Source organism: Methylobacterium gnaphalii (assembly GCF_007992215.1).
In the GTDB taxonomy this organism is placed as follows: Bacteria; Pseudomonadota; Alphaproteobacteria; order Rhizobiales; family Beijerinckiaceae; genus Methylobacterium; species Methylobacterium gnaphalii.
The window spans coordinates 1-14,536 of record NZ_BJZV01000041.1; the positions used below are offsets into that span (position 1 = coordinate 1).

The following is a 14,536-nucleotide window of genomic DNA, read 5'->3' on the forward strand; positions in this document are numbered from 1 at the left end:
AAGAGAGAGAGAGAGAGAGAGAGAGAGAGAGAGAGAGAGAGAGAGCGCCTCGCCGACCCAGGCGGGCGCCAGCGCGAGGCGAGCCATGGCACGCCAGCCATTTCCCAAGCCACAGAGCCCCAGGACCATCCCGAAGAAGGCGGCCGGGACCCTGGTCCGTCGAAGCCAAGCGAAGTCACGCCGAGGTTTGACGGAGTCTTCTCGCTCCACGGCCGGATTTGCCACGCCAGGCACGTCAGACGACCGTGGAAATCGCACCGGGCGGATGCGCCAGGAGCGTCGCGAGCAGGCTCAAGCCATACCGCAGGGTCTCGGCATCCGGGGCCGCCCCCAAGGAAACGCGAATGGCTTCGGGTGCCGGCCCGACGGCGAAGGCATCGCTTAGGATGACAGACAGCCCAAGTTGACGTGCGTGCGCCCCGAACGCGCCGCGACGCCAGGGCTCGGGAAGCCGGAGCCAGAGGTGGTGCCCGCAGGATTGGGCCTGGAAGTCGAGACCCTGCAGGGCCTCGCGCGCGACTGCCTGTCTGTAACCATTCTCCTGCCGAATGGCCGCGACGACCGCGTCGAGCTCGCCGTCGACGATCCAGTGCGAGGCGAGCGCGGCCGTGAGGGGTGAGGCCATCATATTGATCGCCCGAAGCTCGGCGGCGAGCCGCACGGCCTCGTTTGTCCCCGGCAGGGCGACGTAGGCGATGCGCAGGCCCGGGCTGGCGCACTTGGACAGCGTCGCGACGTGCCAGGTTATGTCCCCGGCAAGGGACGCGATCGGGGCCGGAGCATCAGGTGGCAGTGCGCCGTAGGCGTCGTCCTCGATGATCGCGACCCCGTGTGTGCGCGCGACCTCCGCGATCCGCTCCCGGCGCGCCTTCGGCATCGTCGCGGTCGTTGGATTGTCGAGCGTCGGCACCAGGTACAGGGCGCGCGGATGCTCGGCCTTGCAGCTGTCGAGGAACGCGTCCGGATCGAGTCCATCCTCGTCGCAGGCGACCGGAACGAGGCGAACGCCTCGGCGCTCGGCGGCCATTCGTAGGCCGGGGTAGGTAAGGGCCGGAACGCACAGCGTATCCCCCGGCTTGAGCAGGGCGGCGAGTACGGCTGCGAGCACGACCTGGGCGCCGCCTCCCACGAGGACGCGATGCACCGGAAGCGGCCCGAGCCGCTGGCCGAGCCACTGCGCTGCCGCAGCGCGGTCGGCCATGTTCCCGGCGCTGTCCTGGTACTGCATGCGGTCGAGGAAACCCGGGGAAGCGGCAAGCCGCGACAAGCCTGCCTCCATACGCTCGGCCAGACGCGCCGCGACTGGCTGCGGTGGCATGTTCATGCTGAAGTCGACGCTCCCGGACGGGTCCGGCCGGCGCACCTCGGCTACCGGTAGCGCGGCGCCGCGAACGAAGCTGCCCCTTCCGGCCGTGGCATCGATCAGGCCCGTCCTGCGTGCCTCGTTGAAGGCGCGCGTTACCGTGGTGAGGTCGACGTTGAGGTGCTTGGCTAGGGCGCGCTGCGGCGGGAGGCGCATGCCCGGCGAAAGCCGGCCGGCACGGATGTCCTCGGCCAGCGCCTTGACGATGGCGAGGTACTTAGGGCCCGCCCCACCTGCGATTGTCGGGTTCCAAGATTCCATCATTGACCCCTGTTCTCGCATTGTTGTATGCATACATCCATCATACAGGCAAGGCGAGAGGTAGCTTTGTCTGGGACAGCGCCTTTGAAGCAGCCAGCTTCCACCACGAATGTATGGATATGTAGGCCATACATTCGGAGCGCGCAAGGTGCCCCTTCATGCCGCCGGACGGCGAGCGGTTCAGGAACGTGGACGATGCAAAGGACGACCGATCAATCCCTCATGTCAGTCGGCTTGCGGTGCCGCTGCCCGCGCTGCGGCCAGGGGCGCTTGTTCGACGGCTTCATTACCATGAAGCCGCGCTGCGAGGCCTGCGGCCTCGACTACAGCTTCGCCGACCCAGCCGACGGACCCGCCTTCTTCATCATGATGACGATGGCCTTCCCAGTCACCGCATTCGGCATCTGGCTGGAGCTTGCCTACGACCCGCCGCTTTGGGTCCACGCGGTCGTGACGCTGCCGTTGCTGCTGCTGGCCTGCGTGCCGATCATCCGGCCGATGAAAGGGCTCTTCATCGCCAGCCAGTACATCCACAAGGCCGAGGAGGGACGCTTCGCGGTCCCGAAGGCGCCTGTTGTCGGTCCCACGACCAGGGATTGACCGCGCTGCCGACCTCGCCCGATCCCGGGCTGACGCGCGCCGGCGGCATCGCCCGACACTGGGCTTACCGTGACTTCATCCGACTTGACGAGGACCGGGACGATGATCCCCTATTCCGACGTGTTCGAGGCTTCCCTTCGGAAGCTGCGCGAGGATGGCCGCTATCGGACGTTCATCGAGCTTGAGCGGAATGTCGGCACCTTTCCGACCGCCGTCTGGCGACATCCGGACGGTAGCCGCCGACCGGTCATGGTCTGGTGCAGCAACGATTACCTCGGGATGGGACACAGCCCCAAGGTCCTCGACGCCATGCACGAGGCCCTGGAGCGCTACGGTGCCGGCGCGGGCGGCACCCGTAACATCTCCGGGACGGCCCACGAGCACGTTCTGCTAGAGCGCGACCTGGCCGACCTGCATGGGAAGGAGGCCGCCCTCTTGTTCACCTCGGGCTACGTCTCGAACCTCGCGGCGCTGAGCGTCCTCGGCCAGGTGCTGCCGGGCAGCGTGATTCTGTCGGACTCCGGCAACCACAACTCGATGATCGAGGGCATCCGCCGCGCGCGAACCCAGAAGGCGATCTTCCCGCACAACGACGTCGCCGCGCTCGATGCCATGCTGTCTCGGTACGAGCCCGGCCGGACGAAGATCGTGGCCTTCGAGAGCGTCTACAGCATGGACGGCGACGTGGCGCCCATCGCCGAGATCTGCGACGTCGCGGAACGGCACGGTGCGCTCACCTACCTCGACGAGGTGCACGCGGTCGGGATGTACGGCCCGCACGGCGCCGGCATCGCCGAGCGCGAGGGGGTGGCCCATCGCGTCACCCTGATCGAGGCGACGCTCGGCAAGGCCTTCGGCGGGATGGGCGGCTACGTCGCCGGTCCGTCCACGGTCGTCGACGTGATCCGCAGCCACGCGGCCGGCCTCATCTTCACCACGTCGCTGTGTCCGCACCTCGCCGCCGGCGCGCGGGCCGCGGTGCGGCACCTCAGGCACAGTCAGGCGGAGCGGGCCGCGCAACAGCGGAACGCGGCGACCCTCATGGCGATGCTGCGCCAAGCCGGGCTGCCGGTCCTGCCGAGCCAGAGCCACATCCTGCCGGTCATGGTCGGCGACGCCCACCTCTGCCGGCGGATCAGCGAGGAGCTGCTGGAGCGTCACGGCATTTACGTCCAGCCGATCAACTATCCGACCGTGCCCCGCGGCGGCGAGCGGCTCAGGATCACCCCGACGCCGCTCCATACCGAGGAGCACATGCGGGCGCTCGTGGGAGCGCTCGTCGAGGTTCGCTCATGCCTGGGCTGGGTCGAAGTTTTGCTGGCGGCCTGACCGCAGCTACCCTCGGCCCCATCAAGGAACGCAACGGATGACCGACATGCTGGCGAACGTCGACGCCCTGCTGCTCGCGAGATGGCAGTTCGGGTTCACGGTGGCCTTCCACATCGTGTTCCCGGCCTTCTCCATCGGCCTCGCCAGCTACCTGATGGTGCTGGAGGGCCTCTGGCTGGCCACCGGCCGACAGGTGTTCATCGACCTGTTCCGGTACTGGATCAAGATCTTCGCCATCGGCTTCGCCATGGGCGTCGTGTCCGGCCTGGTCATGTCCTACCAGTTCGGGACCAACTGGTCAGTCTACGCCGACAAGACGGGGCCCGTACTCGGCCCGCTGATGGCCTACGAGGTGCTCTCGGCCTTCTTCTTGGAAGCGGGATTCCTCGGCGTCATGCTGTTCGGCATGACCAAGGTCGGGCCGCGGCTGCACTTCCTCGCCACCCTGATGGTGGCGATCGGGACCTTCTTCTCGGCCTTCTGGATCCTGTCCGTGAACTCCTGGATGCAGACGCCTCAGGGTCACACGGTCAACGCAGCCGGCCAGTTCGTGCCGGCCGACTGGTGGGCCATCGTCTTCAACCCCTCGTTCCCGTACCGCCTCGTCCACATGGTCCTTGCCGCCTACCTGACTACCGCGCTCGTCGTCGGCGCGGTCGGCGCCTGGCACCTGCTTCGCGACCGTGCCAACGAGGGCGCGCGGACGATGTTCTCGATGGCGATGTGGATGCTCGCCGTCGTCGCGCCGATCCAGATCCTCGCCGGCGATGCCCACGGCCTGAACACGCTGGAGCACCAGCCGGCCAAGGTCATGGCGATGGAAGGCCATTACCAGAGCCATCCCGACGGTGCTCCGCTCATCCTGTTCGGCCTGCCGGACCAGGCGGCGGGCACGGTCCGCTACGCCGTCGAGGTGCCCAAGCTCTCCTCCCTGATCCTCAAGCACGGCCTCAACGAGCCGCTGAAGGGCCTCGACAGCGTGCCGCGGGAGAACTGGCCGCCGGTCCCGGTGGTGTTCTGGTCCTTCCGGGTGATGGTCAGCCTGGGGATGCTCATGCTCCTGCTGGGGGGCCTCAGCCTTCTCGCCCGCTACAAGGGGCGGCTCTACGAGTGGGCGCCGCTGCACCGCTTCGCCCTCGCGATGGGTCCCGCCGGCTTCGTCGCCGTCGTCGCCGGTTGGATCACCACCGAGGTCGGTCGCCAGCCCTTCACAGTCTACGGCCTCCTGCGCACGACCGAATCGGCCTCGCCGCTCCACGCGCCCGCGGTCGCCGCATCGCTGACCGCCTTCGTGCTGGTCTACTTCGCCGTGTTCGGGATGGGCATCCTCTACATCCTGCACCTGATGGCGAAGTCCCCGCACCGGGGCGAGCACGGGATCGAGCCGGGGGCGCCGATCCGCACCGCCGGCATCACGCCGGCGCCGTCGGTCGATCTCGACCGCACCCTCCACCCGGCCGAGTGAGGAGCCCATCATGCTCGCCAACATTGACCTGACGGTGGTTTGGGCGCTCATCATCGCCTTCGCGGTCTTCGCCTACATCGTGATGGACGGCTTCGACCTCGGCATCGGCATCCTGTTCCCGGCCTTCCGGCCGGGACACGAGCGCGACACGGCGATGAACTCGATCGCGCCGGTCTGGGACGGCAACGAGACCTGGCTGGTGCTCGGCGGCGGCGGCCTGTTCGCGGTGTTCCCGCTCGCCTACGCCGTCATCATGCCGGCGCTCTATGCGCCGATCATCGCGATGCTGCTCGGCCTGATCTTCCGCGGCGTCGCCTTCGAGTTCCGCTGGCGCGACTCACGCCACCGGGCGCTGTGGGACGTCGCCTTCACCGGGGGCTCCGTCGTCGCGGCCTTCGCGCAGGGCGTCACCCTCGGCGCGCTGCTCCAGGGCATCAAGGTGGAAGGCCGCGCCTATGCGGGCGGCTGGTGGGACTGGCTCACGCCCTTCAGCCTGCTCGTCGGCCTAGGCATCGTCTGCGGCTACGCCCTGCTTGGCGCGACCTGGCTGGTGATGCGGACGGAAGGAAGCCTGCAGGATCGGGCGCGGACCTTCTCGCTCTGGCTCGGCGCGGCGACGGTCGCGGTGATCGCGGCCGTCAGCGCGGCGACGCCTTTCCTGGAGGGCAAGTATTGGGAGCGCTGGTTCTCGATGCCGGGCGTGCTGCTCACGGCGCAGGTGCCGCTCCTCGTTGCGGTGGCCTCGTTCCTATTCTTCCGCCTGCTGCGCGGCGGGGCGGAGCGGACGCCGTTCCTGCTGGCGCTCGGCCTGTTCCTGCTCTCCTTCGTCGGGCTGGGGATCAGCATCTTCCCCGACGTCGTGCCGGGCCGGATCACGATCTGGGAGGCGGCGGCCCCGCATGCGAGCCAGGTCTTCCTGCTCGCGGGGGCGTCCGTCCTGATCCCGGTCATCCTGATCTACACGGCCTACTCGTACTGGGTCTTCCGCGGGAAGGTCGACGCGGCGGGGTACCATTGATGGGCATCGACACCGCTCCCCTTCACCCCGCTCCCTTGTGGCGCCGCCTCGTGTGGTTCGCCTCGCTGTGGGCCGGCAGCGTCCTCTCGCTCGGGATCGTCGCCGGCCTCCTGAGGACCTGGCTGAAGGCGGGCTGACGCCCGTACCTCGACCCTGGCCATCCTCAAACCCAAAGTTGGACCTTCCATGTCGTCGAAGCACTTTGTCACGGCCGCCGTGGTGCAGGCCGGGTCGATCCTGTTCGACACCGCGCGGACCGTTGGACAAGCTCGCGGATCTCGCCAGCGACGCCGCGGCCCGCGGGGCTGATCTGGCGGTGTTCCCCGAGGCGTTCGTCGGCGGCTACCCGAAAGGGCTCGACTTCGGCGCGACGGTCGGCTCCCGCACGTCGGCCAGCCGGGACGACTTCCTCCGCTATCACGCGAGCGCCATCGACGTGCCGGGACCGGCGACCGAGGCCATCGCCGCTGTCGCCCGTGCCGGCAAGCTTCACCTCGTCGTCGGCGTGATCGAGCGGTCCGGCGGCACCCTGTACTGCAGCGCCCTGACCTTCGGGCCCGACGGCGCCCTTCTGGCACGCCGCCGCAAGCTGATGCCCACCGCCTCGGAACGACTGGTCTGGGGCTTCGGCGACGGCTCGACGCTCGATGTCGCCAGTACGCCTCTCGGTCGGATCGGGACCGCCATATGCTGGGAGAACTACATGCCGCTCCTGCGCACGGCGCTGAGGGATCGTTCGTCCTACGAGGACGCCGATGGAACAATGGCCTTACGTGGCAGGACATCGATGCCAATCTCGTGATCCGGAAGGCGACGACGAAAACCGGAGCCTTCGCGGCTCACGACCTCAAGCTCTGCCCCTTAGTGAGCGAACTCGTCGCGCTCATTCCCCCCGAAGCTCGGATCGGACCCGTCATCGTCGACGAGTCGGCTGGTCGCCCCTATGCCGAGTCAGCCTATGGTCGCGAATGGCGGGTTGTGGCACGGGCAGCAGGCGTGCCAGATGACGTCTGGAACATGGACGCCAGAGCCGGCGCCATCACAGAAGCCGAGGATGCAGGCGCCGACCTCGACCATATCCGGTCAGCTGCGGCTCACTCTCAGACGGCGACGACCCAACGCTACTCGCGAGGTGCGCTCGGAAAATCGCGCCACGTCGCCGAGCTTCGGATCGCACACAGGGCTGCGAAGAACGGATCCTGAACGAACCAGGAGGCCGATGGGGAACACCATGGGGAACATGGGGAACACCTTGACCGCAGTCTGCGGCAAAAAAATCAATAACATCAATCGTTTAAGTGGAGCTGGCGATCGGGATCGAACCGACGACATTCAGCTTGGGAAGCCTACGCAGACCGTTGAATTCATTGAAGTGTGTTCCCGGCAGCTGAGCTGCAGCAGATTGCAGAAACGGTCCCCTAATATCGCCACCCTAATGACTTCCAACGTAAGCGCGATTGTTCGAGATTGAATGCTGTGACGTGCAGATACGCGCTGATCTTCGTCGTAGGGACAACCTGGAGATAGCAAAAAGGACTGAGATTACGAAGGCTCGGGCGCTCAGCGCAGGTACCCCGAAGGCCAGAAACGAACCAATTCAGCCGAGTAGAGACTGCGCCGGGCCAAGGTTCGGCTCAACGCGAAGCCGGAACGTCCCTCGCGACTAGCCGTTCTAATTGGCTCCAGGCTGTCAGTTCAGAGCACTGCCATGTTCCGTCTTGAGCGACACACCCTGGAGATGCTGGCACGCGCTGGCTACGGAGCGCGAGGTATCGTCTACTGCCTCGTCGGTGGCTTAGCCGTTCTCGCAGCGGTTGGAGCAGGCGGGCAAGCTGGCGGCAACAAGAGTGCTTTGGCCACCCTTCTCAATCAGCCCTTCGGACGCCTCTGGCTTGGTCTGATCGCAGTTGGCCTTGTCGGCTTTGCCCTCTGGCGCATCATTGAGGGCACCACGGATGCCGATCGTCGCGGAAGCTCGGCCAAGGCTTTGGCGCAACGCGCAGGTCATATCATAAGCGGCATCGTCTACGGCGGCTTGGCTCTGACGGCCGCTCAGCTCGCACTCGGCAAACGGGGTGGGAGTGGCGACGACAATGCCATCCACGACTGGACGGCGTGGCTGTTGAGCAAACCTCTCGGCCAGTGGCTGACCGGACTGATCGGCTTGCTCGTCATTGGCGTCGGCGTGACTTTCCTCCGCAAGGGGTGGAAGGGCGATGTCCTCGAGAGGCTTACTTTGCCCACGGAAGTTCGTAGGTGGGCTGTGCCTATGGGGCGGCTGGGGTTTGCTGCTCGTGGAGTGGTCTTTGGCTTGGTTGGTGCCTTCCTGATCCTCGCCGCTGTGCACAGCAGCTCTGCTGAGGTGAAAGGCCTAGGTGGTGCCCTGCAGATGTTACGTGAGCAGACCTACGGCTGGGTTCTGCTGGCCGTCACGGCTGCGGGGCTTTTTGCCTTCGGGGTGTTTGGGCTCGTGCAGGCCCGCTATCGCCACATCGATGCACCTGATGCGGAAGAAGCCACGGCAAAGCTCAAGCAAACTGTTACCGGAGTGATGGGCCGCTGAATTTTTCGGATTTTCCGACAGCTGGTGCACTAATCGAACTACCTCTTTCTCTGATCGTTCGCTCCTGTCTCAGGCTGTTGCTCTCTCAAGCAGCTTTGCCGCTCCCTACGGCTCGTTTGGCGACCCTCAGGGCATACACGCGTCGTGATGATGTGAACTTGCGATGAAATCAGGCAGGCCTTCCACGGCGGCGGGGGATGCTGCACGACCCAGCCATATCGACCGAAACGCGGCATCTCTGGCGAGCCATGGCAGCGATGAACACGTAGATCGTGCCTTCAACCTTAAGGCTGAATAGAGCGATTGCGGCCGTGGTTTTGTCAGTTCGCCGGCTTGGTCCGTGCCGTGAGCTTTTATCTATCTAGATCGCGGAGGTAAGCGACAAAGGACCTGCTCGGGCGCTCTGTGGGCAGGCACTCGATCGCGGTGCCGCCGTATGTGGTTCCAGCCTCGTGCCAAGCGAGAACATGACTAGGTGTATGGTCCCGGCATGTGGTGTGACGGGTCGAGCCTGAAGCGTTCGGGCTCTTTCATCCAGACGTGAAGAACGTGCTCGTAGGGTGTGAGGCCTCGCAGGGTCTTGAGCCGGCGGGCGCGGTTGTAGTCATCTAGGAAGAGCTGCAGGTGAGTAGGGAGTGAACCGCCCCAGATTTCCCGGAGCCTCCAACTCCTGAGAGGATGGAGCCACGACAAAGCGAACCCCACCGTATTCCGCTGAGATCCGCGATCGCCTTGCGCAGCCGCTGGTTCTCAGTCTCCAGATCCTTCATCCGACGAACCTGATCGCTCTTCAGGCCACCGAACTCACGCCGCCAACGGTAGTACGTCACTGAACTCACGCCGATGGCGCGGATCGCGTCGGAGACGCCCTGACCCTGGAAGATCAGCACATATGCCTGCCGTAGCTTGGCGACGATCTCCTCGGGCTTCGGGTGCTTAGCCACGTCGTCCGCCCTCCAGGCTCAAAAGCAATACCAAAGGGCGGACCACTTCAATGAAGGCGGATCAGCTTGCGTCAGTCTTGCAGATTATAGTAATTCTAATTACAGAATGAATGGTCAGCAACGATTGACGGACTGGCGCGCCCTCTCGCCTGGGCAGCGAGCGATGCTGCGCCGCCTCAACCGTGAGGGGCCGCTTATCTCGTTGGGTCCTTGGGAGATGCGCACTGTTCGCTCGCTGCTTGAAAGGGGCTTGGTCCGGCCAAGGCTGCCGAGTCGCAACGGACGCGACAACCCCGGCCTGTGGTTCCTAACTGCCAGGGGCAAGGGCATCATTCCACGGGAGCCGACGGACCAGGGCGAGACGAAAGTTTGGACCGGTCCATGACCATGAACTGGCTGATCGACCGACTCCTGGTCCTCGGCGTCGTCCTGGTGGTGGCCGGCGCCTTGGCTTCCCTGTCAGCCGCCGGCTTCAGCCACGTCGGCGAAATCACCAGTTTCGCTGCTCTCGTGGCCAGCCTCGTCACCGTTTGGATATCCCGCTGATGTAAGTGAGGCCGTGAACGTGGAACGAGCGAACGACCTGATGCGCGGAGCCTCGACCTACGATCGCGGCACCATCGCGCTGCATTGGCTAACGGCCGGGCTCGTGCTGGGGCTCTGGTTGATCGGGACCTTCCTGGAAGACCTTGTGCCGAAAGGGGTCCTGCGCTCGGGAACCTGGTCGGCTCATTTCGACTTCGGCTTCGTTCTCGCCGTCCTTGTTATCGCACTCCTCCTCTGGCGGCGGGCGCGCGGCCGTCAGCTGCCCGTTGAGGATCCTGGCATTCTCCATCGTGTGGCTAAGGCCACCCATGCGGCGCTGTACCTCCTCCTGCTCGTCGTCGTTGGCCTCGGCATTACGAATGCATTCGTGCGCGGTGTCCACCTGATCGGACCCGTTGATCTGCCCAAGCTGGGCGACCCGTCCTGGCGCCGGCCGCTGACGCACTGGCACGGCCTCGCCGCCAATCTCCTGATGGGATTAGCCCTATTCCATGCCGCGGCAGCGCTGGTTCACCACTATCTCTGGCATGACGCAGTGCTGCGCCGGATGCTTCACCGGAGAGCCTGACGACAATGCGACCCGTCCACGCCGAGAGGCATCTCATCGACCGAATAGGCTGGCTCCGGGCCGCCGTGCTCGGCGCCAACGACGGCCTCATCTCGACTGCGAGCCTGATCGTGGGCGTCGCAGCCTCCGCCGCCGGCACCAGCGAAGTCCTGGTCGCGGGCTGCGCCGGCTTGGTAGCGGGCGCGATGTCGATGGCGGCCGGCGAGTATGTCTCGGTCAGTTCCCAGTCCGACACGGAGCAGGGGGATCTCGCCCGCGAGCGCCGCGAGCTTGCCGACGACCCCGCCGCGGAGCAGGAGGAACTCGCGCGGATCTATGTCGACCGTGGGCTCGACCGCGCGCTTGCCCTGCAGGTCGCCGACCAGCTCATGGCTAAGGACGCGCTAGCGGCACATGCCCGAGACGAGCTCGGCATCTCGGAGCTCACGATGGCGCGCCCCGTTCAGGCGGCGCTGACCTCAGCGGCGACCTTTGCCAGCGGAGCCGCCATGCCGCTTTTCGTGGCGGTGGGCTCTCCCGCCAGCCTGACAGTCTACACTGTTTCGGTAGCCTCGCTGGTTTTCCTGGCAGTCCTCGGTGCCCTCGGCGCCAAGATTGGGGGCGCAAACATCCCGAAGGCGGCGGCGCGCGTAGCCTTCTGGGGAGCGCTCGCCATGGCTGTGACGGCCGGCATTGGAAGCCTAGTCGGCAAGGCCGTTTAACGAACCCTCGGCCGTGCTCAGACTGTCCCGTCTCGCGCCCACTGCGATGCAGGACGCAACTGACGCGTGACGATCGCGGCTTTTGGGGAAAGACCATCCCTTAGACCGAGATTGGTCGAAGGGATGCTTCTAGCGCACCTCGGTCCTGCGATACGGCCTGAGCCGACGTCCGCTTTGGAGACAGCGACAATGGCTACTGAACGATCGGCCTGGGCGCGAAGCTGCCGACCGGCTCTGGCCGGCAGCCGCGCATCCTCTTAGATCCGAGATCTGCGATTCGTCCTGAGCGGTGCTTCGAAGATTGGACAATGGACGGCGAATGGCCGAGATTGGCGTGAAGCCGAACGTCCGGTCCTGTGCGCGGTAGCGATCCGGCGTGATGGTCCGTAGCCGCAACTGATGGGACGCGGGTCGAAGCACCGAGAACTGTAGAAGACAGTACGATTTATTGGAACGTCGGGGAGTACATCTATCAGTAAAAGATATCAATCCCGAGTGCGGCAAGTTGAGTTTCGATAAACTTTCCTTCATCGAAGGACGATTTCTGACTCCTGCGATCGACGATCCAACCTCTGATGTCTGCATCCCGGCGCGCGGTGTAGGCGGGAGAGTCCCAGTGAGTGCTGAGATCGAGTCCTATTCGAGCAAACTCGCGGAGAAGCTTTGCCTCGTTCATGATCGTGATGCCGCGATGCCGCTCACTACGCCTTGAGGCACCAAGCCCTCGGACCAGCGCCTCCGTCGCGCGTAGGTAGGTCAGCGACCTTGCGCGGGGCTTCAGAGATGCGAAGGCGTGCCACTGCCTGGGACGGCGGACGAGCACCGCTATATCCGCGCCAAGTCGGCCGACGAGTTGCAGTGTATGGACCGGCGAGCCTTCACTGAAGATCAGTCGCCTGACCTGCGCGTAATAAGCGACCTGCGCCTCAACCGAATGATCCTCGGGAAAGTATATCTCGACACCGAGCTTGCGCAGAACTTCTTCGAGGTAAGATTCGCCGGCGATTTGACCGCCGCGAGTCACGCGCGAGCGCGACACGTAGGAGACCGGGATGACCTTGGGCACCAGGCGCTTGTCACCAAATAGGCGATCCATGCGATCGAGATGCTGCGCTGAGGGCCCACCTCCGAAAGGCCGCTCGGCTTGCGGAAAGACGTAAAGGCGTAGGACTTTTACTGGCTCTCGAATAAAAAGCAGCCTCTGTCTGTCTACACCAAGTACATTTATCATCTGCCAGAAGTATGGCGGCAGCTCGAATAGATCCACATCTGGCAGGCTGAAAATCAGGGGCAGAGCTGGATCTAGTGCTGCGGAAGCGACGATGCGCATGCCAAGACTTGCGATCATGTGGCCATAGTGCAGGCCGACGATTCCACACCACACGCCAGCATCGATTATTCTGTGTGGAGGGGCGCTCGCGTGGGGACGCGTATCGATCGGAACGGGGATGATGCCCCAGCAAGTACGAGCGCGTACCCGCAGATAGAAGTTCGGCCAGATCGGGCCGCCATGATATCGGTCGCCGCGTTGTGGAACCACGATGACGTCACGGAAGGCCTGGCTACGCATGTGAAGGATCGGCCTCAGTCTTAGCCTCTACGGCGGCAATCACAGTTACGCAAACCGCCATTCCTGAAGCACATTTCTAGCATTGCTGAAGCCTCCACTCATCCCGGCGTGGCCCTCTCTTCGCACAGTATCCGCGCCAACCTGCAGCCGCAGTCGAGCTGTAGCGCAATCGCTGCTCTCGTCGATACGTCGTCGCTCCGAAGCTGATGCGGAAGTCGCTGAGCTGTGCCACAAAGTTCGTCGGCGTCCCGAAGCCCGCTTCTGCAAACACCGGGTTCGAGGCGACAAAGCAGGGTGCGGCCGACGCGCTGAAGGGCGTCTTGGCTCAGCATGAGGAGTGGCGGGATCAGGTGCTCGCGACCGTCGGTCTCAGCGGGATGCCGTCAGACGTCGAGCGAAACCTGCGAAAAAGTCAGCCAACGCCAACGAAGGGGACACACAGGCGTCGGTAAAGTGAGGGCTGCGCCGCCTCGCGCGACTCGCTACATATCTGACGAAGCGTTCAATGTTTGAAGTGCACTATGAAAGCTGCGAAGCCGGCTGAAGCCAAAAGCGAAACTGTTTCGCATTTGTCGTCAGTCGCACACTGCAAATTGAGATCCATGCCAAGCGCAAGGCAATCGGCCCGCGCTCCTCCACAACGACGATTGTTGTCTGGCTGATCCGGACCAAGTTCGGTTCAAAGGATTGTAGAACGACAAGGGGCGGAATCCAGAACTCTGGCGATCAAGCTACTCGCAAGCTAAGCGCGCCGTCAGCATCAAAGTTCGCTATAGGAGGCAAGCTCTCAAATGTTGGCTTAGCAAAAAGGTAGCCTTGGAATAGCCGAATGCCAGCAGCACGTAGCGTATCGAGCTCCGACACCGTCTCGATGCCTTCGGCAAGTACTGTCACACCCAGTTGCTTTGCCATCGCGACAATAGAGGCGATGATGATTTGGCGAGACGTCGAGGTCGATACGCTTCGGATCAGCTCCATATCGAGCTTAATTAGGTCGGGCTGAAAGCTGGCCAGTAGGTTAAGTCCGGCATAGCCTGCACCGAAGTCATCGAGAGCAGTCAGAAACCCCTGCCGACGGTACTCAGCTATAATCCTCTGAACGTGAGGAACATCAATCATGCGCTCGTTTTCGGTAAACTCGAACACGAGCTGGTCATGGGAAAAACCGACGCGATGCGCTGCTTCCAGTGTTGCGCGAATACAAGCTGCCGGCTCGTAGACGGCGTTCGGCATGAAATTGATCGACAGCTTTGTGTCAGGGGCAGAGAACAAACGGCCCGCAAGCTCAATTGCCCTTACACGGCAAGCCTGATCGAATTTGTATCGATTAGTTTCATCGACCTGACCAAGGACGTGGAGGGCGCCTTGTCCGTCTAGACCCCTGACCAGAGACTCATAGCCCCAGATCTTATTCTCGATCACGTCAACGATAGGGTGGAACGCCATGCTGAAAGCGATCAGCAATGGGGCGCCGTCCTTGCAATCTTTGCATCCGGCCATCTTCAGAACTTTCCCAAGCATGCAGCAGCACAATGTATCGCCGCAAATGTTGACGATTGGTGCTCATAATTCTTTGGTCTGAAAATGTACTAAAATAAGCACAGCCCT

At 63.9% G+C, this 14,536-nt stretch carries 15 protein-coding genes and 3 pseudogenes; 11 read left to right on the forward strand and 7 right to left on the reverse strand.

The genetic code is table 11. From position 1 onward, the window contains the following. Window positions 1-235 precede the first annotated feature (235 nt). Window positions 236-1,627 (reverse strand): aminotransferase-like domain-containing protein, encoded by a 1,392-nt coding sequence (locus tag MGN01_RS21155; protein WP_147048803.1) that lies wholly within the window; start codon window positions 1,625-1,627, stop codon window positions 236-238. A gap of 219 nt (window positions 1,628-1,846) precedes the next feature. Between MGN01_RS21155 and MGN01_RS21160 the strand changes: the two genes are divergently transcribed. The 8 genes from MGN01_RS21160 (at window position 1,847) to MGN01_RS21195 (ending at window position 8,599) form a co-directional block, all read left to right on the forward strand. Then, window positions 1,847-2,224 carry a DUF983 domain-containing protein gene (locus MGN01_RS21160; RefSeq protein ID WP_238258356.1) on the forward strand — a complete coding sequence of 126 codons (378 nt, stop codon included), beginning with the start codon at window positions 1,847-1,849 and terminating at the stop codon, window positions 2,222-2,224. A gap of 102 nt (window positions 2,225-2,326) precedes the next feature. Then, on the forward strand, window positions 2,327-3,553 hold the full coding sequence (gene hemA / locus MGN01_RS21165; protein WP_147048805.1) for a 5-aminolevulinate synthase: 1,227 nt from the start codon (window positions 2,327-2,329) through the stop codon (window positions 3,551-3,553). 46 nt (window positions 3,554-3,599) lie between these two features. After that, window positions 3,600-5,018: a cytochrome ubiquinol oxidase subunit I gene (locus MGN01_RS21170; RefSeq protein ID WP_147048813.1), complete on the forward strand. Its 1,419-nt coding sequence runs from the start codon at window positions 3,600-3,602 to the stop codon at window positions 5,016-5,018. A gap of 10 nt (window positions 5,019-5,028) precedes the next feature. Beyond that, window positions 5,029-6,036 (forward strand): cytochrome d ubiquinol oxidase subunit II, encoded by a 1,008-nt coding sequence (cydB, locus tag MGN01_RS21175; RefSeq protein ID WP_147048806.1) that lies wholly within the window; start codon window positions 5,029-5,031, stop codon window positions 6,034-6,036. Next, complete coding sequence (locus tag MGN01_RS21180) at window positions 6,036-6,173, forward strand: DUF2474 domain-containing protein (protein WP_147048807.1); 138 nt, start codon at window positions 6,036-6,038, stop codon at window positions 6,171-6,173. The genes cydB and MGN01_RS21180 overlap by 1 nt, the downstream gene beginning before the upstream one ends. A gap of 122 nt (window positions 6,174-6,295) precedes the next feature. Further along, window positions 6,296-6,838 carry a nitrilase-related carbon-nitrogen hydrolase gene (locus MGN01_RS21185; RefSeq protein ID WP_238258354.1) on the forward strand — a complete coding sequence of 181 codons (543 nt, stop codon included), beginning with the start codon at window positions 6,296-6,298 and terminating at the stop codon, window positions 6,836-6,838. After that, entirely contained in the window at window positions 6,835-7,239 is a 405-nt protein-coding gene (locus MGN01_RS21190; protein ID WP_174804618.1) for a site-specific integrase, read from the forward strand. The genes MGN01_RS21185 and MGN01_RS21190 overlap by 4 nt, the downstream gene beginning before the upstream one ends. Window positions 7,240-7,744: 505 nt before the next feature. After that, window positions 7,745-8,599, forward strand: a complete 855-nt coding sequence (locus MGN01_RS21195) for a DUF1206 domain-containing protein (protein WP_147048808.1) — start codon at window positions 7,745-7,747, stop codon at window positions 8,597-8,599. Window positions 8,600-8,952: 353 nt separating this feature from the next. Here the strand turns inward: MGN01_RS21195 and MGN01_RS24285 are convergent. The 3 pseudogenes from MGN01_RS24285 to MGN01_RS21210 form a co-directional block, all read right to left on the reverse strand. Further along, a pseudogene (locus tag MGN01_RS24285) lies at window positions 8,953-9,069 on the reverse strand (VOC family protein); the annotation flags it as partial. Between the two features lies 1 nt (window position 9,070). Beyond that, a pseudogene (locus MGN01_RS21205) lies at window positions 9,071-9,235 on the reverse strand (IS481 family transposase); the annotation flags it as partial. A gap of 77 nt (window positions 9,236-9,312) precedes the next feature. Continuing rightward, window positions 9,313-9,543 (reverse strand): annotated as a pseudogene (locus MGN01_RS21210) (transposase); the annotation flags it as partial. A gap of 381 nt (window positions 9,544-9,924) precedes the next feature. Between MGN01_RS21210 and MGN01_RS23780 the strand changes: the two are divergent. Genes MGN01_RS23780 through MGN01_RS21225 form a run of 3 tightly spaced genes read left to right on the forward strand, consistent with a single transcriptional unit; the run spans window position 9,925 to window position 11,358 of the window. Continuing rightward, window positions 9,925-10,089 carry a hypothetical protein gene (locus MGN01_RS23780; protein WP_170246095.1) on the forward strand — a complete coding sequence of 55 codons (165 nt, stop codon included), beginning with the start codon at window positions 9,925-9,927 and terminating at the stop codon, window positions 10,087-10,089. 40 nt (window positions 10,090-10,129) lie between these two features. Then, window positions 10,130-10,657: a cytochrome b gene (locus MGN01_RS21220; RefSeq protein WP_147048814.1), complete on the forward strand. Its 528-nt coding sequence runs from the start codon at window positions 10,130-10,132 to the stop codon at window positions 10,655-10,657. Window positions 10,658-10,662: 5 nt separating this feature from the next. Next, a complete protein-coding gene (locus MGN01_RS21225) occupies window positions 10,663-11,358 on the forward strand; it encodes a VIT1/CCC1 transporter family protein (protein ID WP_147048810.1) in 696 nt (231 codons plus the stop codon). Window positions 11,359-11,830: 472 nt separating this feature from the next. On the opposite strand, the gene MGN01_RS21230 is transcribed toward MGN01_RS21225, so the two are convergent. From MGN01_RS21230 to MGN01_RS24290, 3 genes are all read right to left on the reverse strand, one after another. Continuing rightward, the gene (locus MGN01_RS21230) at window positions 11,831-12,928 is read right to left on the reverse strand and encodes a glycosyltransferase 61 family protein (protein WP_147048811.1); all 1,098 of its coding nucleotides are present in this window, start codon (window positions 12,926-12,928) and stop codon (window positions 11,831-11,833) included. A gap of 726 nt (window positions 12,929-13,654) precedes the next feature. After that, complete coding sequence (locus tag MGN01_RS21235) at window positions 13,655-14,428, reverse strand: EAL domain-containing protein (protein ID WP_238258352.1); 774 nt, start codon at window positions 14,426-14,428, stop codon at window positions 13,655-13,657. Continuing rightward, a partial coding sequence (locus MGN01_RS24290; protein ID WP_244612314.1) for a hypothetical protein occupies window positions 14,352-14,536 on the reverse strand: 185 nt, incomplete at its 5' end. The genes MGN01_RS24290 and MGN01_RS21235, both read right to left, overlap by 77 nt.